Origin of the sequence: Streptomyces sp. NPDC057445 (assembly GCF_042802855.1) — a bacterium.
GTDB lineage: Bacteria > Actinomycetota > Actinomycetes > Streptomycetales > Streptomycetaceae > Streptomyces.
Genome location: NZ_JBHVDH010000004.1, coordinates 166,345 through 187,696, shown reverse-complemented (window position 1 = coordinate 187,696; position 21,352 = coordinate 166,345). Strand labels below are relative to the sequence as shown.

The 21,352-nt window shown below is 70.8% G+C and carries 15 protein-coding genes; 8 read left to right on the top strand and 7 right to left on the bottom strand.

Annotated features, from left to right (window positions below; all coding sequences use genetic code 11):
• The first annotated feature begins 25 nt into the window (after positions 1-25).
• The gene (gene glyA, locus ACFU5O_RS12085; protein WP_384239248.1) at positions 26-1,300 is read left to right on the top strand and encodes a serine hydroxymethyltransferase; all 1,275 of its coding nucleotides are present in this window, start codon (positions 26-28) and stop codon (positions 1,298-1,300) included.
• A 134-nt stretch (positions 1,301-1,434) separates the two neighbouring features.
• Positions 1,435-2,802: an L-serine ammonia-lyase gene (locus ACFU5O_RS12080; RefSeq protein WP_384239246.1), complete on the top strand. Its 1,368-nt coding sequence runs from the start codon at positions 1,435-1,437 to the stop codon at positions 2,800-2,802.
• A 115-nt stretch (positions 2,803-2,917) separates the two neighbouring features.
• Here ACFU5O_RS12080 and ACFU5O_RS12075 read toward each other — a convergent pair whose 3' ends face one another.
• Positions 2,918-3,133, bottom strand: a complete 216-nt coding sequence (locus tag ACFU5O_RS12075) for an EF-hand domain-containing protein (protein WP_384239244.1) — start codon at positions 3,131-3,133, stop codon at positions 2,918-2,920.
• 116 nt (positions 3,134-3,249) lie between these two features.
• On the opposite strand from ACFU5O_RS12075, the gene ACFU5O_RS12070 reads away from it, so the two are divergent.
• On the top strand, positions 3,250-3,891 hold the full coding sequence (locus tag ACFU5O_RS12070; RefSeq protein WP_384239243.1) for a GNAT family N-acetyltransferase: 642 nt from the start codon (positions 3,250-3,252) through the stop codon (positions 3,889-3,891).
• 20 nt (positions 3,892-3,911) lie between these two features.
• On the opposite strand, the gene ACFU5O_RS12065 is transcribed toward ACFU5O_RS12070, so the two are convergent.
• The 6 genes from ACFU5O_RS12065 to ACFU5O_RS12040 form a co-directional block, all read right to left on the bottom strand.
• Positions 3,912-5,150: a YncE family protein gene (locus ACFU5O_RS12065; protein WP_384239241.1), complete on the bottom strand. Its 1,239-nt coding sequence runs from the start codon at positions 5,148-5,150 to the stop codon at positions 3,912-3,914.
• Complete coding sequence (locus ACFU5O_RS12060) at positions 5,150-5,956, bottom strand: polysaccharide deacetylase family protein (RefSeq protein ID WP_384239240.1); 807 nt, start codon at positions 5,954-5,956, stop codon at positions 5,150-5,152. The genes ACFU5O_RS12065 and ACFU5O_RS12060 overlap by 1 nt, the downstream gene beginning before the upstream one ends.
• 443 nt (positions 5,957-6,399) lie before the next feature.
• Positions 6,400-6,915 carry an ATP-binding protein gene (locus ACFU5O_RS12055; RefSeq protein ID WP_384239238.1) on the bottom strand — a complete coding sequence of 172 codons (516 nt, stop codon included), beginning with the start codon at positions 6,913-6,915 and terminating at the stop codon, positions 6,400-6,402.
• 272 nt (positions 6,916-7,187) lie between these two features.
• Complete coding sequence (locus ACFU5O_RS12050; RefSeq protein WP_384239236.1) at positions 7,188-7,955, bottom strand: enoyl-CoA hydratase/isomerase family protein; 768 nt, start codon at positions 7,953-7,955, stop codon at positions 7,188-7,190.
• A gap of 86 nt (positions 7,956-8,041) precedes the next feature.
• Positions 8,042-9,292: an Ig-like domain-containing protein gene (locus ACFU5O_RS12045; RefSeq protein WP_384239234.1), complete on the bottom strand. Its 1,251-nt coding sequence runs from the start codon at positions 9,290-9,292 to the stop codon at positions 8,042-8,044.
• A gap of 201 nt (positions 9,293-9,493) precedes the next feature.
• A complete protein-coding gene (locus ACFU5O_RS12040) occupies positions 9,494-10,720 on the bottom strand; it encodes an Ig-like domain-containing protein (RefSeq protein ID WP_384239233.1) in 1,227 nt (408 codons plus the stop codon).
• 241 nt (positions 10,721-10,961) lie between these two features.
• Between ACFU5O_RS12040 and glgX the strand changes: the two genes are divergently transcribed.
• The 5 genes from glgX to ACFU5O_RS12015 all read left to right on the top strand — a co-directional run bounded on the left by glgX (position 10,962) and on the right by ACFU5O_RS12015 (position 21,183).
• On the top strand, positions 10,962-13,280 hold the full coding sequence (glgX, locus tag ACFU5O_RS12035) for a glycogen debranching protein GlgX (protein ID WP_384239231.1): 2,319 nt from the start codon (positions 10,962-10,964) through the stop codon (positions 13,278-13,280).
• 372 nt (positions 13,281-13,652) lie between these two features.
• On the top strand, positions 13,653-15,737 hold the full coding sequence (locus ACFU5O_RS12030) for an ABC transporter transmembrane domain-containing protein (protein WP_384239230.1): 2,085 nt from the start codon (positions 13,653-13,655) through the stop codon (positions 15,735-15,737).
• Positions 15,734-17,536: an ABC transporter ATP-binding protein gene (locus tag ACFU5O_RS12025; RefSeq protein ID WP_384239228.1), complete on the top strand. Its 1,803-nt coding sequence runs from the start codon at positions 15,734-15,736 to the stop codon at positions 17,534-17,536. Before ACFU5O_RS12030 ends, ACFU5O_RS12025 begins: the two co-directional genes overlap by 4 nt.
• A 432-nt stretch (positions 17,537-17,968) precedes the next feature.
• On the top strand, positions 17,969-18,688 hold the full coding sequence (locus ACFU5O_RS12020; protein ID WP_384239226.1) for a PaaI family thioesterase: 720 nt from the start codon (positions 17,969-17,971) through the stop codon (positions 18,686-18,688).
• Positions 18,689-19,158: 470 nt separating this feature from the next.
• Positions 19,159-21,183 (top strand): M4 family metallopeptidase, encoded by a 2,025-nt coding sequence (locus ACFU5O_RS12015; protein WP_384239224.1) that lies wholly within the window; start codon positions 19,159-19,161, stop codon positions 21,181-21,183.
• Positions 21,184-21,352 lie beyond the last annotated feature (169 nt).

The window sequence follows — 21,352 nt, the reverse complement described above, 5'->3', positions numbered from 1 at the left end:
ACCACAGGCCACAAGGGATCGCGTGATGTCGCTTCTTAACACTCCCCTCCATGAGCTCGACCCGGACGTCGCCGCCGCCGTCGACGCCGAGCTCCACCGTCAGCAGTCCACCCTCGAGATGATCGCCTCGGAGAACTTCGCTCCGGTCGCGGTCATGGAGGCCCAGGGCTCGGTCCTCACCAACAAGTACGCCGAGGGCTACCCCGGCCGCCGTTACTACGGCGGCTGTGAGCACGTCGATGTCGTCGAACAGATCGCCATCGACCGCATCAAGGCGCTCTTCGGCGCCGAGCACGCCAACGTCCAGCCGCACTCGGGTGCCCAGGCCAACGCCGCCGCGATGTTCGCGCTGCTGAAGCCGGGCGACACGATCATGGGTCTGAACCTCGCGCACGGCGGGCACCTGACCCACGGCATGAAGATCAACTTCTCCGGCAAGCTCTACAACGTGGTCGCCTACCACGTGGACGACGCCACGGGCCAGGTCGACATGGCCGAGGTCGAGCGGCTCGCCAAGGAGTCCAAGCCCAAGCTGATCGTCGCCGGCTGGTCCGCGTACCCGCGCCAGCTGGACTTCGCCGCCTTCCGCCGGATCGCGGACGAGGTCGGCGCGTATCTGATGGTCGACATGGCCCACTTCGCGGGCCTGGTCGCCGCGGGACTGCACCCGAACCCGGTGCCGCACGCCCATGTCGTGACCACGACCACCCACAAGACGCTGGGCGGCCCGCGCGGCGGTGTGATCCTCTCCACGGCCGAGCTCGCCAAGAAGATCAACTCGGCGGTCTTCCCCGGTCAGCAGGGCGGTCCGCTGGAGCATGTGATCGCGGCCAAGGCCGTCTCCTTCAAGGTCGCGGCCACCGAGGAGTTCAAGGAGCGCCAGCAGCGCACCCTGGAGGGCTCGAGGATCCTCGCAGAGCGGCTGGTCCAGGACGACGTCAAGGAGGCCGGAGTCTCGGTCCTCTCCGGCGGTACCGACGTCCACCTGGTCCTGGTCGACCTGCGCAACTCCGAGCTGGACGGCCAGCAGGCCGAGGACCGTCTGCACGAGGTCGGCATCACGGTCAACCGCAACGCGGTTCCGAACGACCCCCGCCCGCCGATGGTCACCTCGGGTCTGCGCATCGGTACGCCGGCGCTCGCCACCCGCGGCTTCCAGGCCGAGGACTTCCGCGAGGTCGCCGACATCATCGCCAAGGTGCTCAAGGCCCCCTCCGGCTTCGGGGAGGCCGACGCGGAGGCCCTCAAGGCCCGGGTGACGGCCCTGGCCGCGAAGCACCCGCTTTACCCTGGTCTGTAGCAGCCAAAGCAAAACAAACGGGGCACCGCACACACTTTCCCGGTGAATGCGGTGCCCCGCACCACGCACCGCCCGTTTGTTCTTCTGCACCACCCTGGCAGACGACGGCGTCTACCACCCACAAGGAGTACCCCGTGGCCATATCGGTCTTCGACCTGTTCTCGATCGGCATAGGCCCGTCCAGCTCCCACACGGTCGGCCCGATGCGCGCAGCCGGCCTGTTCGCCCGTCGCCTGAAGAACGAGGGCCTGCTGGCCCACACCACCACGGTGCGCGCCGAGCTCTACGGCTCGCTGGGCGCGACCGGCCACGGCCACGGCACTCCCAAGGCCGTCCTGCTGGGCCTGGAGGGCGAGTCGCCCCGTACCGTCGACGTCGAGACCGCCGACGAGCAGGTCGAGCTGATCAAGAGCAACGGGCGGATCAGCATCCTCGGTGTGCACGAGATCGGCTTCGACTTCGACGAGGACCTGGTCCTGCACCGCCGCAAGGCGCTCCCCTACCACGCGAACGGCATGACGCTGTGGGCGTACGACGCGGAGGGCGCGACGCTGCTGGAAAAGACCTACTACTCGGTCGGCGGCGGCTTCGTCGTGGACGAGGACGCGGTCGGCCAGGACCGGATCAAGCTCGACGACACCGTGCTGAAGTACCCCTTCCGCACCGGTGACGAGCTCCTGCGGCTCTCCCGCGAGACCGGTCTGTCCATCTCCGCGATGATGCTGGAGAACGAGAAGGCGTGGCGGACCGAGGAGGAGATCCGCGAGGGCCTGCTGGAGATCTGGCGGGTCATGCAGGCCTGTGTCTCGCGCGGTATGTCCCGCGAGGGCATTCTGCCCGGCGGCCTCAAGGTCCGCCGGCGCGCCGCCACCACCGCGCGCAAGCTGCGCTCCGAGGGCGACCCCCTGGCCCTCGCGATGGAGTGGATCACGCTGTACGCGATGGCCGTGAACGAGGAGAACGCGGCGGGTGGCCGCGTCGTCACCGCCCCGACGAACGGCGCGGCGGGCATCATCCCCGCGGTCCTGCACTACTACATGAACTTCGTGCCCGGTGCCGACGAGGACGGGGTCGTCCGCTTCCTGCTCGCGGCGGGCGCGGTCGGCATGCTCTTCAAGGAGAACGCCTCGATCTCCGGCGCCGAGGTCGGCTGCCAGGGCGAGGTCGGCTCGGCATGCTCCATGGCGGCGGGCGCGCTCGCCGAGGTGCTGGGCGGCTCCCCCGAGCAGGTGGAGAACGCGGCGGAGATCGGCATGGAGCACAACCTTGGCCTGACCTGCGACCCTGTCGGCGGTCTGGTCCAGATCCCGTGCATCGAGCGCAACGGCATGGCGGCGGTGAAGGCGGTCACGGCGGCGCGGATGGCGATGCGCGGCGACGGCAGCCACAAGGTCTCCCTGGACAAGGTCATCAAGACCATGAAGGAGACCGGCGCGGACATGTCGGTCAAGTACAAGGAGACCGCGCGCGGCGGTCTCGCGGTGAACATCATCGAGTGCTGAGCCCGGCGGGTTCCCGGACGCTCACGGCCTGCGGCCGGAACGGCCCGGCCCCCGCAGGAACGGCCCGGCCCCCCGGCACGTCGCCGGGGGGCCGGGCCGTAGTACACCTGGGGCATCAGTCCTTGTTGAGCGACGCCCAGAACTCGTCGAAGGTCAGCAGGCCGTCGCCGTTGCTGTCCTTGGCCTTGATGACGGCCTCGGCGACGGGCTCGGTGACATGGAAGTCGCCCAGCTGCGCCATGACGCTCTTGTACTCGGCGGCCGAGATCAGCCCGTCGCCGTTCATGTCGTACCGGTCGAAGGCCTTACGCGCCGACTCGATGTCCGCCACTGTCCACCCCTTCTTGGTGCATTACTGACGAGGGTCAGATTATCGGCGGCGACCTGGCTTCGTGTCCCGGGGCGGTGGTGCTCCCGGGAGGGGGTTCCCAGGGGGACCATGGAGTCATGAGCGACGCGCTGGCACGGATCCTGGCGGCGGCGGAGCGGGGAGAGTTTCCGCCGCCGGACGGCAGGACCACGGTGATCCCGCAGCCGAATCCGCGGGACGCCGGAGTGCTGGCCTTCACCGCGCACTCGGTGGTGTTCACGGACGAGGACCCCGAGTGGGTGCGTGCGGCCCTTGCGGCCACCGCCGGCGATCCCCTCGCCGCGAGTATGAACCCCGGCTTCCTCAGCAAGCTGATGACCAGGACCGGGCGCTCCATGAACACGATCGACCTGCTGACCGTCGCTCCCTCACGGGCGGGCTCGCCGGAGCTGCCTCTGCGCGAGATCAAGGACCCGGAGCATCCGAGGGTCGCACGGGCCCACAAGTTCCGTGACGACGTACGGGTCTGGGCCACGGACGGCGGTGTACTGCTCCTGGGCCGGGGGGTCGCGGACCGCTGGGAGGCGGCGATCGAGGTGGAGCTGCCCTCGCGCGGCGCCGGGCTCGGGGTGCGGCTCGCGGATGCCGCGCGCCATCTGGTCCCGGACGGGGCGTACGTCTGGGCGCAGCAGTCCCCGGGGAACGCGCGCAGTGTGCGGACGTTCCAGCAGGCCGGGTTCCGGCCCGTCGGTTCCGAGGCGCTGCTGACGGCCGGGTGACGTGCACCCCGGCCCCCGGCTCAGCGGAAGACGCCCGTGTGGCCGAGCGAGTAGCGGCCGGGCTGCGGATAGACCGCGAGGCCGTGGGGGCCGCCGCCGACCGGGATCCTGGCCCGCAGCTTCCCGTCCGCGGTGCCGATCGCGTACACCTCGGAGTTGTAGCGACCGGACAGCCACAGAACCTTGCCGTCCGCGGAGACTCCGCCCATGTCCGGTGAGCCGCCACCCGGAAGGCGCCACTTCTTCGCGAGCCTGTCCTGGGCGAAGTCGAAGACCGAGATGGTGCCCTCGCCTCGGTTGGTGATGTACATCTCCTTGGAATCACGGCTGATGTAGAGGCCGTGGGCGCCCTTTCCGGTGGGCAGCAGGTTCGGCGTGGTGAACTTCTCGCCGTCCAGCACCCACATGCCGTGGGCCGTCATGTCGGCGATGTAGAAGGTCCTGCCGTCGGGCGAGATCTTCACGTCCTGCGGCATCGCGCCGTGGAAGGGCAGCTTCTGCTGGGCGATCACCTCCAGCCGCTCGGTGTCGACCTTGAGCAGCTCGCCGGAGAACTCGCAGGACACGATGAAGTACCGGCCGTCGGCGGAGAAGTCGGCGTGGTTGACGCCGTAGCAGGAGACCGGCACGGTCTTGATCCGGTGCATGGTGTGGGGGTCGCGGAAGACCAGTTCGCGGTCGAGCGAGGCCATGACGACGGCGTACCGGCCGTCGGGCGTGAAGTAGAGGTTGTACGGGTCGTGCACCTCGACGGGCTCACCCGCCTCGCCTGTTGCCGGGTCGATGGGGGTGAGGCTGTGGCCACGGTTGTTGTTGACCCACAGCGTCCTGAGGTCCCAGGACGGGACGACGTGCTGCGGCTGGACCCCTACGCGAATGGTGTCGACGACCTTGTACGTCTCCGGGTCGATGACCGTGACCGTGTTGGACAGGGTGTTGGGGACGTACACCCGGGACGGGAAGTCCTTCACGACGGGCGACAGTTTGCCGGGCCGGTCCGCGGCGTAGAGGTCCTCGGGGTCGAGAACCGGGGGCATACCCGGCAGTCCGGCCGGGACGGCCGCGGCGCTCCCGGACCGCACCGGCCCGGCGGGCTCTGGCCCGTCCTTCTCCGCCGGGGTGCTGCAACCGACGGCGATGACGGCGAGCACGGCGGCACCGAGAAGGGCCGTGGAGCGCCTCGACCGCCCGGTGGGACGGGTGAAACGTGCGGCGCGGTACGGGTGTGCGAGGCGCGTGAGGTGTGTGAGGTGCGGCATCAGGTCAGCAGCTCCGTGGTCGTCACCGCACGCAGTCCGCGGCGGTCCAGTTCGTCGAGGAGGGCGGGCAGTGCGGCGACCGTGTGCTGGTAACCGAAGTGCAGGCTCACCACAGAGCCGCGCCGGACGGCCCTGGCGACATTGCGGGTGATGGCCGGCGCGCCGGGCGAGGTGTGGTCCAGCGAGTCGACGTCGTACGAGAGTGTGTGCGGGTAGCCCGCCCGGGCGGCCAGTCGCCGGACGAGCGGGGTGGCGTCGCGTGTGCGGGACGGACGGAACCAGGTGCCGATCGAGCCGGTCAGCCGCCGCAGCCGCTCGGCGCAGCCGGTGATCTCGTGGTACGCCTCGGCCTCCGCCATCGAGGAGATGTCGAGGTGGCGCAGCGTGTGGTTGCCGAGGTCATGGCCGCCGTCGAGGATGCGCCGGGCGAGGGCCGGGTGCTCGTCCAGCCAGGTCCCCACGGCGAGCACCGTGACGCGGGCCCCCGCCCGCTCGGCTTCGGCGAGCAGGGCGCGGGCGGTGGCGGGGTCGCCCCCGCCGTGGAAGGTGAGGGCTACGGCAGGACGCTCGCGCGGGCCGTTCGTGATCTCGGCGGGCATCCCGGGAAAGCGGCGGGGCCCGGGGGCCCGGCCTGACGCCTGCTGCGGGGCGACGGGGGCGGAAGGTGCGGACGGGTCCGGGGACGGGGACGCGGCTGTGCGCGGGGAGGGGCCGGCGTCCGCGCATCCGGTGGCGAGGAATCCGGCGAGCAGTGCGCCCGCACGTGTACCCGCGCGCAGGGCGCCGCGGCGGCCGATCCGATTCACACGACCACGTTATGGGCGAGAGGGGCGAAAGATAACGATTTGCCTACTTCGAGATCGGTGCGGGTCGCGCCACCCGGGAGGCACCCCAGCGGCCCTCGATCCATGAATCACTCACGTTGACCCATATCTATTCAGCGTTTGCCAGGCAGGTGGCTCATTTCACCTTGGATTCACTTTCTCAATGCCTGACTATGCGGTATTTTGCCCCGGTAGGGACTTTTGGCGCCAAGGCCCCCCGTCTGCCATAGTCGGTGCCACGACCCCCATTGACCCGGGCCAGGTCGTCCAGCGGTCGTGGACCCCACCCCTCCAGTCCACGGCCGCACGCATGAAGCCCCCTGACGCCGCACGACGGCACGAGGGGGCTTTCGTGTACGTGACGCAAGGCCTGCGGTCAGCGGTCAGCGGTCAGCGGTCAGCGGTCAGCGGTCAGCGGTCAGCGGTCAGCGGTCAGAGATTCGCATCTCGAACCAGGTCGTCTTGCCGCGCGGCAGCAGATCGACCCCCCAGCGGTCGGAGAGCTTGTCCACCAGGAAGAGGCCGCGTCCACTCGTGTCCAGCTCACGCACGGGCATCAGACACGGCAGCCCGCGCGAGGGGTCGCGGACCTCCACCTTGATCCAGCCGCGCCTGCGCAGCATCCGCAGCCCGAAGACCCGCGCCCCGGTATGGCGCACGGCATTGCCGACGAGTTCGGAGACGAGCAGGATCGCGTGCTCGGCGATCTGCGGGGACAGCGCCCACTGGCGCAGCACGACATACTGCGTCAGCCTGCGGGCGGTCGCGGCCGATTCGGGCCGGGACGGCAGCCGGACCTCTTCGTCCGTCGGGTTCCCGAACAACTCGAGCGCCTTGAGCGCCTGTTCGTCCTCGACGGCCGGCATCCACCGCGCAGCGGTCGCACCACCCCGCTGCCGCGGTTGCTCCACACCCTCCAGCCCCGCCATGTCCCCCATCATGGCCGCACAGAAGGGGCTCCGGGGCCGTTCCTGACGATTCGATGCCCCGGAATGAGCTGTTCCGGGGCATCAGGTCGGCATATGCCAGAGGCAGAACGAGGTTCACCACAACCCATCTGACCTGTGACGACGCAGCGCTCACAAATGATCGCGAAGTGCTGCGAACACCTTTGTCTTAAGGGTCTCTTAAGGTTCGTTTAAGCCACTCAAGAGGTTGACGCAAGCGATGCCCGTGTACAACTCGGCCTGCCTCAAGGCGACTTCACGGGCGATCAGAGGAACTTCGCCTTGCCCGGGCCCTCCTCGACGAAGCTGCGCATCCCGCGCTCACGGTCCTCGGTCGCGAACAGGCCCGCGAACCAGTTCCGTTCGATCGCCAGGCCCGTGTCGATGTCCGTCTCCAGACCCGCGTCCACCGACTCCTTGGCGGCACGCAGCGCGAGGGCCGGTCCCTGGGCGAGCTTCGCCGCCCACGCGTGCGCCTGCTCGTACACCTCGGCCGCCGGTACGACCCGGTCGACCAGGCCGATCGCCAGCGCCTCGTCGGCCCTCACATGACGGCCCGTGAAAATGAGGTCCTTGGCCTTGGACGGGCCGACCAGACGCGCGAGCCGCTGGGTGCCGCCGGCGCCCGGGATCAGCCCGAGCAGGATCTCCGGCTGACCCAGCTTCGCGTTGTCCGCGGCGATCCGGTAGTCCGCGCAGAGCGCCAGCTCGCAGCCGCCGCCCAGGGCGTAGCCGGTGACGGCCGCGACGACGGGCTTGGGGATACGTGCGACGGCGGTGAACGAGTCCTGCAGCGCCCTGGACCGCTTCACCATCGCGCTGTGGTCCATCACCTGCATCTCCTTGATGTCCGCGCCCGCCGCGAACACCTTCTCGCCGCCGTAGAGGATGACGGCCCGGACATCGTCGCGGTCGGTGGCCTCGGCGGCGAGTTCACGCAGCCGGTCCTGAGTGGCGATGTCCAGGGCGTTCATCGGCGGACGGTCCAGGCGGATGGTGCCGACACCTTCGGAGACTTCGAGATTGACTGTCATACGGGGAGGTTAGCCCCCGTTAACGGATGCGGGCCCGGTGCTGTCCGTCACAGCACCGGGCCCGCACACGTGCAGGTGGCGTCGTTCTACTTGGTCCACTCCGCCCAGGACATGTTCCAGCCGTTCAGCCCGTTGGACGGGGCGATCTGCTTGTCCTTGGAATTCTTCACGATCACCACGTCGCCGATGATCGAGTTGTCGTACATCCATGCTGCCGGGGCCTTCTCGTCCCAGCCGCCGCGCACGTCCCTGAGCCCGACACAGCCGTGGCTGACGTTCGCAGAGCCGAAGGTCCCGGACGAGGCCCAGTAGTTGCCGTGGAGGAAGGTGCCGGAGGCGGACAGGCGCATCGCGTGCGGCACGTCCTTGATGTCGTACTCGCCGCCGAAGCCGACCGTGGCGCCGTTCATCCGGGTCACCTGGTACTTCTCGCTGATGACCATCTGGCCGTTGTACGTCGTCGTCGACGGCGCGCCCGCGGTGATCGGGATGTTCTTGACGACCTTCCCGTCCCGCACGATCTCCATGGTGTGCTTGCGCGCGTCGACGGTGGAGACCTGGCTGCGGCCGATGGTGAACTTCACCGTCTTGGACTGCTTGCCGTACACCCCCGGCCGGCCCTCGACACCGTCCAGGTTGAGCTTGACCGTCACCTTGGTGCCCGCGGCCCAGTACTTCTCCGGCCTGAAGTCCAGGCGGTCGTTGCCGAACCAGTGGCCCTCGACCGGGACGGAGGGCTCTGCGGTCACCTTGACGGCCTTCTCGACGGCTTCGGGGTCGGTGATACCGCGGGTGAAGTTGATGGAGACCGGCATGCCGACGCCGACGGTGGAGCCGTCCTCGGGCGTGTAGTGGCCGACGAAGGTGTTCTTGGGGACGAGGGTGGTGAAAGTGGTGTCCTTGGCGGACTCACGGCCCTCGGGGTCCTTGGCCACCGCGTGCACCTTGTACTTGGTCGCGGCGGCGAGATGCGCCAGCGGCTCCCAGGCGGCGCCGTCCGCGGCCAGCTTGCCCTCGATCGCGTTGCCCTTGTCGTCCTTGACGGTGACCGCGGTCAGCTTCCCCTTGTCGGCGGTGACCTTCAGCGCGCCGCTGGTGGCGACGGAGGCGGCGCCGTCCTTCGGCGCCACGGTCACGACCGCCTGCGAGGCGGCGGTCGCGGCCTTGCCGCCGTCCGCCCTGCCCTTGTCCCCGTCGTCCTTGCCGGAGCCCCCGCCCCCGCATGCCGTCACCAGCAGCAGCAATGCACCCAGGACCAGAGCCGGAACACCCGTGCTTGCCCGTCCGCGCCCGCTGCGCTCCCCGGCCGATGCCCCCGATATCGGCTGCCCGTTCACGATTGGCCTTCTCCCCTCGCACGGCCTGGCCCCGCCACGGCCCGTGGAACCCGGCTGCACGCCGGGCCTCTACCCCCATGCGCTTCTGCGCGCATCTGGCGATAGATAATCACACCGCGAGCCGTGGTAACTCCCCACGGATGTCACCGTTCAGTCCCAACATGTCCAGGACAGGGGCGGGCCATGCAGGCCGGACGGGGGTCACCCCACGGCGGAACCGGCCAGCCACTCGTTCCAGGTCATGTTCCAGCCGCTCAGACCGTTCCAGGGATCGACCTTCCGGTCCGGCGAATTGACGACCTCCACGACGTCCCCGATCAGTGTCCGGTCGAAGAACCACCCGGCAGGGGAGTCCTGGCTGCCGCCCTTGTCGTCGCGCAGGCCGACACAGCCGTGGCTGACGTTCTCGTAGCCGAAGACGGAGGGGTCGGCCCAGTAGTTCCCGTGCAGGAAGGTGCCCGAGGTGGTGAGCCGCATCGCGTGCGGTACGTCCTTGATGTCGTACTCGCTCTTGCCCTTGCGGGTCTTGAAGCCGACCGTGGCGCCGTTCATGCGGGTGACGTCGAACATCTCGCTGACCACCATCCTGCCGTTGTACGTGGTCGTCCTCCTCGCCCCCGCCGTGACCGGGAGGGTCGCCAGCAGCCGGCCCTCGCGGCGTACCTCCATCGTCCGCTGCCGCACGTCGACCGTGGAGATCTGCGACCGGCCCACGGTGAAGCCGACGGTCTTCTGCTGGACCCCGAACACCCCTGGCGCGGCCTCCACATCACGCAGCCGGAGCTCGACGGTGACCTTGGTTCCGGGCTTCCAGTACTCGCGCGGCCGGAAGTCGAGCCGCTGCCCGTCGAACCAGTGGCCCACGACCTTCACCGGAGGGTCGGAGGTGATGCGGATGGCGCGCTGCACGGCCGCACGGGCCTCGATCCGCCGGTTGAAGACGAAGGAGACGATCATGCCGGTGCCGACGGTGGAGCGGTTCTCCGGATTGAAGTAGGTGGTGAAGCGGTGCTCGGGAACCAGGGTCGTGAAGGTCGTGTGCCGGGCCGAACGGCGGCCGTGGCCGTCGAGCGCCACCGCGTCGACCCGGTACTTGGCCGCCAGGGCGAGGCGGGTGCCGGCGTCGGGCCGCCAGCGCAGCCCGTCCTGCGAGAGCGCGCCGGGAACCTCGGCCGGCTGGGCGTCCTCGATCCGGGTGACCCTGACCCGCTCCAGCCGCCCGTCGGCGAGCGTCACCTCCAGCCTGCCGTCGGCCGCGACTCCCTTCGCCCCGTCGTCCGGGGTGATCCTGATGGTGTCCCCGGCCGACCGCGGCTTGCCGCCGAGGTCCAGGTCACCACCGGTGCAGCCGGCCAGCCCGGCCATCAGTCCTGTCCATACGAGGGCGGCGGCCAGTGTGGCCCTCGTCCGCCTCACCGCGTTGCTCACAGAGTCCACCTCGTGGGGTCGCAGAGACACAGCTCGTCCCGCCCAACGACCGCCCCCCTCGTAGGGGTACGTGGGCGCGGGTCATGTTGGGAGTAGCACAGCGCGGGCAGAACAGGTGGGAGGACCACGCGTGGGCCCTGTCCGGCGATCGGGCCCGATCGCCGGACAGGGCCCAGGAGCCGCGGCCGGGACGCCGCGTGCGGCAACCGCTGTGGCCCGACGAGCCGCGGGAGGCCGACACGTGTCGAGCGCAGCCGAGCAGGAGGCAGTGCGGGAAGAGGGGCTGCCGTCCCCTGATGCGGTGCGGCACCCCGCGTTCGGCGGACGGTACAAGGACCACGCGGAGCCGGAGCTCCGCGCTCCCGTGCCGGATGTCTGGCCAGGGGCGCCGACGCCGCTCGGCGCGCGCTTCCGGGTCGGGCCCGAGGGGCTTGCCGGGACCAACTTCGCGCTGTGGGCCGGCGGGGCGGAGGCGGTCGAGTTGTGTCTGTTCGACGGGGCGGGGACCGAGACCCGGCTCCCGCTGACCGAGCTCACCCATGAGATCTGGCACGGCTTCGTGCCGGGCGTGCGGCCGGGGCAGCGGTACGGCTTCCGGGTGCACGGCCGCTGGGATCCGTGGACCGGCGCACGCTGGAACCCGGCCAAGCTGCTCCTCGATCCCTACGCACGCGCCGTGGACGGCGAGTTCGGGGGCAGGGGCGCCGGTCCCCGGGTCGAGTACCGCTCGCTGCCGCCCGAGGTGTACGGCCACGTCCGCGACTGGCCCCAGCAGCATGTCGCCGACACCGTGCGCGACGACCGCGATTCGGCTCCCCACGTTCCCAAGGGTGTCGTCGTCCACGACGACGCGCCCGACGACGAATGGGCCGACGACCGCCGTCCCAAGACGCCGTGGGCCGACTCGGTCATCTACGAACTGCACGTGCGCGGCTTCACCATGCTCCACCCGGACATCCCCGAGGAGCTGCGCGGCACGTACGCGGGCCTCGCGCACCCGGCCGCCGTCGGCCATCTGGTACGCCTCGGCGTGACCGCGGTGGAGCTGCTGCCGGTGCACCAGTTCGCGCACGAGGACCATCTGCTGCGGCGCGGAATGAAGAACTACTGGGGCTACAACTCGATCGGCTACTTCGCACCGCACGCCGCCTACAGCGCGTCGGGGACGGCGGGGCAGCAGGTCGGCGAGTTCAAACGGATGGTGCGGGCGCTGCACGCCGCGGGCATCGAGGTCATCCTGGACGTCGTCTACAACCACACCGCGGAGGCGGGCGAACTCGGCCCCACCCTCAGCCTCAAGGGCATCGACAACCGCGGCTACTACCGGCTTCAGGCCGACGCCCGCCGGTACGCCGACTACACCGGCTGCGGCAACACGCTGCACGTCGTCCAGCCCCATGTGCTGCGGCTGATCACCGACTCGCTGCGCTACTGGGTCACCGAGATGGGTGTGGACGGCTTCCGCTTCGACCTCGCCGCCGCGCTCGCCCGGTCGATGCACGACGTCGACATGCTCTCCCCCTTCCTCGCGGTGATCGCGCAGGACCCGGTCCTGCGCCGGGTGAAGCTGATCGCCGAACCCTGGGACGTGGGCAGCGGCGGCTATCAGGTCGGCGCCTTCCCACCGCTGTGGACCGAGTGGAACGACCGCTACCGGGATGCCGTACGGGACTTCTGGCGCGGCGCGCTGCCCGACGTACGGGACCTGGGCTACCGGCTCTCCGGCTCCAGCGACCTCTACGCCTGGGGCGGACGGCGGCCGTACGCCTCGGTCAACTTCCTCACCGCCCACGACGGGTTCACCCTGCGCGACCTGGTCTCGTACGAACGCAAGCACAACGAGGCCAACGGCGAGGGCAACCGGGACGGCACGAACGACAACCGTGCCTGGAACTGCGGCGCGGAGGGCGAGACGGAAGATCCCCGGATCAACGCCCTGCGCCGCCGCCAGGTCCGCAATCTGCTCACCACGCTGCTGCTGTCCACCGGGGTGCCGATGCTGGTCGCGGGCGACGAGATGGGCCGCACCCAGGGCGGCAACAACAACGCCTACTGCCAGGACAACGAGGTCAGCTGGGTCGACTGGTCACTGCGGGACGAGCCGGGGCCCGGCGGGCTGCTCGCGCTGACCTCCCGGCTCCTGGCGCTGCGCGGCGCCCATCCGGTGCTGCGGCGGCGGGCGTTCTTCTCCGGCCGCCCGCAGACCGCGGACGGGCTGAGGGACCTTGCCTGGTTCACTCCTCGCGGCACCGAGATGACGGAAAGGGACTGGTACGCACCCGCCTCGACGGTCGCGTTCTATCTGTCGGGCCGTGACATCCCGGGCCGTGACGCGCGCGGCGAACCGGTCGTCGACGACAGCTTTCTGGTCGTCCTGCACGCGGGGCACCGGCCGGCGGGCTTCCAGCTGCCGGGGCCACCGTGGGCGGATTCGTACGAGCTGCTCGTGGACACCTCGCTGGAGGACCAGGAGGCGGAGCCGGGGACGGTCCTCCGGGGTGGCGAGAGGGTGACGGTGCCGGCCCGGTCGGTGCTGCTGCTGCGGGTCGGGGGCGGCTGACGCGGCGGGCGCGGCCGGCGCGGCATCACCACGGCTCAGCCGAGGATCTTCCGGTCGTACCCGACGGCGACCGCCGCCGCACGGTCCTCGACGCCCAGCTCTCCTGCAGCTGTGCCCCGAACAGGTGGGTCACGCGCTCCACGGCGGGGCGCCCCCCGTAGGCCTGGCGCAGTCCGTTCACTTCGACGATCGCCATGGGTACGAGGGCGGCGGCGGCCGGCTGCCGCGGACATCGCCCGAATCGCTCGAATCGCTCGAAAAGGCATCGTCCGATCGGTTGATGAGGCGGTACGACCGGGTGGTACGAGGCCGGTGGAGTGGCCGGAAAAACTCGGTGGGCAGTGTCAGTGGTGAACCGTAGGCTCGCGCCTGATGCCCAGTACAGATGCAGTCCCCGAGGATCACCGGTCCGCCGTCCGTTCGCTGCTGCGGCTGTGGCCGTATGTGCGACCGGTGCGGGCACGCCTGTTCACCGCGGCGTTCGTCGCGGTCGTCGCGTCGTGTCTGAGCCTGGTCTTCCCGCTCGTCCTCAAGTGGATGGTGGACGGACCGGTCGCGGAGGGGGATGGCCGCGGGGTGTGGCTGGGCGCGTTGTATCTGCTGCTGCTCGGGATCGCGGAGGCGGTCCTCTTCGGCTTCCGGCGGTGGCTGGTGGCGAGGCCGCTCGCGGGTGTGGAGGCGGCGATGCGGGCGGATCTGTTCCGGCATCTGCAGCGGGTGCCGGTGGCCTTCCACGACCGTTGGGCGTCGGGGCAGTTGCTGTCGCGCGGGACCACCGACCTGATGCTGCTGAGGATGTTCCTGGCGTTCCCGCTGACGTTCCTGCTCGTCAACGGGGTGACGATCCTTGTCGGCGCCGGGATTCTGCTGGCGCAGCAGTGGACGCTGGGCCTGATTCTGCTGACGCCGGTCGTGCCGCTGGTGTTCCTGGTCATGAGGTTCGAGGCGCGCTACTCGTCTGTCGCGCGCACCGCGCAGGACCAGGTCGGGGATCTCACGACGGTCGTCGAGGAGAGCGTGCTCGGCATCCGCATCATCAAGGGCTTCGGCCGTCACCGCAGTCAGGCGGCGGCCTTCCGTGGGCTCGCGCAGCGCCTGCGGGGCACCGAACTGGTCAAGGCGCGCCTGCTGGCGGGCATCTTCGCCGCGATCATGATCGTGCCGGAGCTGACGATCGCCGCCGCGCTGGTGATCGGCACGATCCAGGTGGCGGACGGGGAGCTCTCGGCCGGCACGCTGGTGGCCTTCCTGTCGACCGCGCTGGCACTGCGCTGGCCGGTGGACGCCATGGGCTTCCTGCTGGCGATGAGCCAGGAGGCGGCGACGGCGACGGACCGTTTCTTCGAGGTCATGGACGCGGCGGAGGAATCCGGGGCGGAGGACGGGGCGTCCGTCCGGGCCCACGAGGCCGGCACCCGGGCGTCCGGCACCCGCGCCGGCGTGGGGACTTCGCCGGGCGCCGACGGAGCGACCGCGTCGGCCGGTGACACGCTGCCGACGCCCGACCCGGCCGACGGCCGGTCGGGGGCGCACGTACGTCGGGCGCCCGGTGGCCGTGAGACCACGGCCCGCCCGGCGGGCGGGGACGGCCGGGCATCCGTCGCTCTCGCACTGTCCGGCCACGCCGGCGGCGGGGCCGACCACGCCGGACCACCGGGCGGGCGGCCCTCGGCGACCGCCGTGGCCGGAGAAGGCCGCGGGGACGCACGCGGCGGACTCGCCTTCGACGGGGTCGAGTTCCGCTATCCCGACGCCGGTCCGGACTCGACGCCCGTACTGCAGCGCATCGATCTGCATGTCAGGCCCGGCGAGACCATGGCGCTCGTCGGCGGGACGGGGTCCGGGAAAACAACGCTGACCGCCCTGGTGCCGCGGCTGTACGAAGTGACCCGGGGCCGGATCACGCTCGACGGGCGGGACATCGCCGCGATGCCGCGCGAGGAACTGCGGCAGCTCGTCTCCATGGCCTTCGAGGAGCCGACCCTGTTCTCGGCCGGCGTCGGGGAGAACGTACGCATGGGGGCCGAGGGCGCCACGGACGAAGAGGTCCTCCGGGCACTCGAGCTGGCTCAGGCCGGATTCGTGGAACGGCTCCCGCAAGGTGTCCTCACCGAGGTCGGCGAGCAGGGGCTCAGTCTCTCCGGAGGCCAACGGCAGCGGCTCGCGCTCGCCCGGGCGGTCGTCGGCCACCCGAGGTTCCTGGTTCTCGACGATCCGCTGTCGGCGCTCGATGTGCACACCGAGGCCCTCGTGGAGGCCGCACTCCGCCGCGTCCTGGAGGGCACCACCGCTCTCGTCGTGGCCCACCGGCCGTCCACGGTGCTGCTCGCCGACCGGGTGGCGCTGCTGTCCGGCGGCCGTATCGCCGCCGTCGGCACGCACCACGAACTGCTGCGGGACAACGCCGAGTACGCCTGGCTGATGTCGGGCAACCATGCCGAGGAGAAGGCCCGATGACGTCTGCGAGCGACCCGTTCGACCGGGACGCCCTGCCCGCACCCGACGGCGCCACCGGCGCCCTGCTGCGGTCCCTGCTCGCACCCCGCCGTGCCCGGGTCGTCCTCGCCGCGCTCCTTCTGCTGCTCCAGCAGGCCGCCGCCCAGGCCGGTCCGCTGCTCGTCGCGTACGCCATCGACAGCGGTGTTCCGGCGCTGCGCCGGGGCGACCACGGGCCGCTCGTGGCCGTCGGCGCCGGATACGCCGTGAGCGCGGTCGCCTCCGGCGCGTTCCAGTACGCCTTCATCCGCGCCGCGGCCCGCGTCAACCAGGACGTGCTGCTCGATCTGCGCGGCCGTATCTTCCGGCACGCGCAGGCCCTCAGCGTGGACTTCCACGAGCGGTACACCTCTGGCCGGCTGATCTCCCGCTCCACCACGGACGTCGAGTCCCTGCGCGAGCTCCTCAGCGAGGGGCTGCAGGAACTCGTCGCGGTGATCCTCGCCTTCGTCTACATCTCGGCGACGCTGCTGTGGCTCGACCCCGGCATCGGCGGTCTCGCGGTTCTCAGCTTCGTACCGCTGTATCTGCTCATCCGGCTCTACCAGCGCCGCGCCGCCGTGGTGTTCGCCGAGCGGTCCACCGCGATCGCCGCCGTCATCGTGAAGTTCGCGGAGACGATGAACGGCATCCGCCCGGTGCGCGCCTTCCGCCGGGAGCGCGCCAACGACGACCGCTTCCGCGCCCTCAACGACCGCCACGCCCGCAGCAACGGCGACGCGCTGCTGGAGATGGCCCGGTACGTCATCGGCTCCCGGCTGGTCGCCAACACCGCCGTGGCTGGGATCGTCCTGTGGGGCGCCTACCGTGTCACAGAGGGGACGCTCGCTCTGGGTGTGCTGGCGGCTGCCGTGCTGTATCTGCGGCGGCTGTACGACCCGATCGACCGGCTCGGCATGTTCCTGAACTCCTACCAGTCGGCGGCCGCCTCGCTGGAGAAGATCGCCGGGCTGCTGGCCCGGACGCCGTCCGTGCCGGAGCCGGACCACCCCGCAGGGCTGCCCCGGCGCGCCGGGTCCGAGCCCGGCCGGGGCGTGGTCTTCGAGGACGTCAGGTTCGCCTACCGCACCGGCGGGGAGGTGCTGCCCCGCTTCGGCCTCACGATCCCGGCCGGCCAGACCGTGGCGGTCGTCGGCTCCACCGGCGCGGGCAAGTCCACGCTCGCGAAGCTGCTCGCCCGTTTCTACGACCCCACCGAGGGCCGTGTCCTCCTCGACGGCGTCGATCTGCGCGACCTCGCCGTGCCCGAACTGCGGCGCGGGGTGGTCATGGTGACGCAGGAGGCGTTCCTGTTCTCCGGAACGGTCGCGGAGAACATCGCGATCGGCCGGCCGGACGCGAGCCGCGAGGACATCGAGCACGCCGCGAAGGCGATCGGCGCGCACGACTTCATCAGCGGACTGCCGGACGGCTACGACACGGACGTACGCAAACGGGGCGGCCGGATCTCGGCCGGCCAGCGTCAGCTCGTCGCCTTCGCGCGGGCGCTGCTGGCCGACCCGGCGGTGCTGATCCTCGACGAGGCGACGAGCTCGCTGGACATCCCGGGTGAGCGGGCGGTGCAGCGGGCGATGGAAACGGTGCTGCGCGGCCGTACGGCGGTGGTGATCGCGCACCGGCTGTCGACCGTGGAGATCGCGGACCGGGTACTGGTCATGGAGCACGGCCGGATCGTTGAGGACGGCGGCCCGGCCGAACTCATCGGCGGTGAGGGCAGGTTCGCGGACCTGCACCGGGCGTGGCGGGACAGTCTGGTCTGACTCGGCACGCGAAGTGTGCGTTGCCCTCCGGGCCCCGAGGACAACCGGTCGCCAGTGCTGTGACCGGAAAGGTTCACCGGCTCGCGACTCCCCCGGTGCTGCGCCTGGGAGGTCTCCCCTGGCAGGCACGGCACCGCACCTCGCGACGTGGGCGGTGTTGCCGTCAGTCGCCCGAGTACGCCCCGCGACCGCCCGGCGCCCGGCCCACCGCAGCTCCACGACCCCGGGCTCGGGGCGCAGCTGTGGGAGCTCGCAGAACGGCTGACGGCTCCCCGGGACACGGGGCCGCCGGAGTGCGGGTGGTCGGCGGAGTGCGGGTGACCGGCGGAGTGCGGGTGACCGGTGGCGGACCCTCTGCCCGACGGCGCCCCTCGCCCCACCAGCGGCTTCCTGTGCAAGGGAGCGCCGATCCGGGTGTGGTGGAGTGGGCCCATGACGACGACTGACGCGATCGTGGTGCCGGAGCTGTACGTCGGATACGCCGGTGTGGCCTTCGGCGGCTATGTCGCCGGGGTGCTCGCCGAGCGGACCGTGGCGAAGACCGTACGGGTGGACTTCCGGGGGCCGGTGCCGGTGGGTGTGCCGGTGCGGATCGCAGAAACGGCCGACGGGGGCGTGGAGTTGGGGCCCGGTGACCGGGCCCTGGCGACGGCGACCCCGGCCGGCGGGACTCCTGAAGCACCCGGAGCACCTTCCTGGGAGGAGGCGGTGTCCGCCGCACAGGCGTTCCGGGCGGCGCCGCCGCCGGGTCTGGTCGACTGCTTCGGCTGCGGGCTGGACCGTACGCCCGACCGGGGCCTGCGCCAGCACTGCACCCCGGTGCCGGGCCGTGAGGTCGTGGCCTCGGCCTGGGTGCCGTCCCCCGCCCTCGCCGGGCCCGACGGCCTGCTCCCGCCCGGGCTCGTGTGGGGCGCGCTCGACTGCCCCGGCAACTGGGCGGGGCGCATGCTGGGTACGCAGCGGCCTGGCGCGGTCACGGCGTCGCTGACAGGAACCCTGCTCCGCCCGGTGTTCACGGGCGAGCCGCACATCTCGTACGCGTGGCTCCTCGCGGAGTCGGGCCGTAAACACACGATGGGAGTGGCCCTGGCCAGGGCGGACGGCGAGCTGTGCGCGGTGGCGCAGGCGCTGTGGCTGGACCCCAGGGCCTGATACCCAGGCCTCGCGTGCCCCCGGCGTCGAGGGGATTCCCGGGCCGGCGCCCCGCCCTGGCGTGCCCCGGACCGCGGTGCCCGGCGTCCTGCGCGGCCAAACAACGAACCGCGCCGGATGCGGCAGAACGAGCCACACCTCGGGCGGATCGCGGAGGGTGGCGCGTACCCTCCGGTCCCTTCTCCGGCCGGCGGGGGCGACTTTGCGCGCGATCCCGGCACTCTCTTCACATTCGGCCTGGCCCGGCCGCCCGATGGCGGCCCGGGGGTGATCGGTGAAACGTCCGCTTAACGAACATGACTTTTCGGGGAACGGACGGTTTCCGGCCAATCTCTTGACGCGCTCCTGACAGGGAGCTTCTTCTCCTGCCACGCTTCCCACGATCCACGCACCACATGCTCCGTAGCTCTGCAGCTCTGCCCGGACGGCCCCACCCAGCCGCCGGTACCCCCCTCGCAGAAGGAGTTCGCGTGAGACCCACGCCCAGACGTCGCCGTGCCAGCGCGACCGGCGCTCTGCTCGCGACCGCGGCACTGCTCGCCGTCGGAGTCCAGTCCGGTTCCGCCACCGCCGGCACCCCGGCCGCCGCCCCGAAGAACCAGGCCGCTTCGGCGGCCGACCCCGGCGCCCTGCCGGTGCAGCTCAGCCCCGCCGAGCGGGCCGAGCTGCTGCGCGAGGCCAATGCCACCAAGGCCGCCACCGCGAAGGAACTCGGCCTCACCGCCCAGGAGAAGCTCGTCCCCCGAGACGTCACCCTGGACCGTGACGGCACGACCCACACGCGCTACGAGCGCACCTACGCCGGACTCCCCGTCCTCGGCGGCGACCTCGTGGTCGCAGAGACGAAGGCCGGAAGGACCGAGTCCGTCGTCAAGGCCTCCCCGGCCGCGCTCAAGAACGTCGATACCAGCGCCGAACTCGCCCCCGCCGCCGCCGAGAAGCAGGCGGTCGCCGCGGCCCGCGCCGAGGGGTCCAAGAAGACCACCGCCGACCGCGCCCCGCGCAAGGTGGTCTGGATGGCGCAGGGCAAGCCGACTCTCGCGTACGAGACGGTCGTCGGCGGAATCCAGCACGACGGCACGCCCAACGAGCTGCACGTCGTCACCGACGCCGCCACCGGCAAGAAGCTCTACGAGTGGCAGGCGATCAACGAAGGCACCGGCAACACGCAGTACAGCGGCCAGGTCACGCTCGGCACCGCGCCGTCGTACACCCTGACCGACACCGGCCGCGGCAACCACAAGACGTACAACCTCAACCGCGGCACCTCCGGCACCGGCACGCTCTTCACCGGCGCCGACGACATCTGGGGCGACGGCACCGCGGCGAACGCCGAGACGGCCGGCGCCGACGCCCACTACGGCGCCGCGCTGACCTGGGACTACTACAAGAACGTGCAGGGCCGTAGCGGGATCAAGGGCGACGGCGTCGGCGCGTACTCCCGGGTCCACTACGGCAACAACTACGTCAACGCCTTCTGGTCCGACAGCTGCTTCTGCATGACCTACGGAGACGGCTCCGGCAACAGCAAGCCGCTGACGTCGATCGACGTGGCCGCGCACGAGATGACGCACGGCGTCACCGCCGCGACAGCGAAGCTCGTCTACAGCGGCGAGTCGGGCGGTCTCAACGAGGCGACGTCCGACATCTTCGCCGCCGCCGTCGAGTTCTACGCCAACAACGCCCAGGACAAGGGCGACTACCTCGTCGGCGAGAAGATCGACATCAACGGCGACGGCACACCGCTGCGCTACATGGACAAGCCCAGCAAGGACGGCGCGTCCAAGGACTCCTGGTACTCGGGCCTCGGCGGCATCGACGTCCACTACTCCTCCGGCCCGGCCAACCACTGGTACTACCTGCTCTCCGAGGGCAGCGGCGCCAAGACCATCAACGGCGTGAACTACGACTCGCCGACCTCTGACGGTCTGCCGGTCACCGGTATCGGCCGCGACAAGGCCTCGCTGATCTGGTTCAAGGCCCTCACCACCAAGTTCAACTCGACGACCAACTACGCGGCCGCCCGCACGGGCACCATCGCCGTCGCCACGGAGCTGTACGGAGCCAGCAGCCCCGAGGTCAAGTCCGTCACCGACGCCTGGGCCGGCATCAACGTGGGCGCCCGTCCCGGCGGTCCCGACCCCGGCGGCAAGTCCTTCGAGAACACCGCCGACGTGACCATCCCGGACCTCGGTACGGTCACCTCGTCGGTCACCGTCTCCGGCATCACGGGCAACGCCCCGGCCGCCCTCAAGGTCGGCGTCGACATCGTCCACACCTGGCGCGGTGACCTGGTCATCGACCTGGTGGCCCCGGACGGCACGGCGTACCGCCTGAAGAACTCCAGCGGAAGCGACTCGGCGGACAACGTGGTCGAGACGTACACGGTGAACGCGTCGAGCGAGGTCGCCAACGGCACCTGGAAGCTGAAGGTCCAGGACGTCGCCCGCTACGACACCGGGTACATCAACAGCTTCAAGCTGACGTTCCCGTAAGCACGGACCGCATGCGCCGCCCGGGGGAACTCCGGTTCCCCCGGGCGGCTTTGCGTATCCGCGCTGCCGGGTACGCCGGTCCCTCGGCCGTCCCCGGTCACCGGGCCGCGTCCCCGGTCACCGGCCCGAGTCACCGGCCCGCGTCCCCGGCCACGGTTCTCGGTCACGG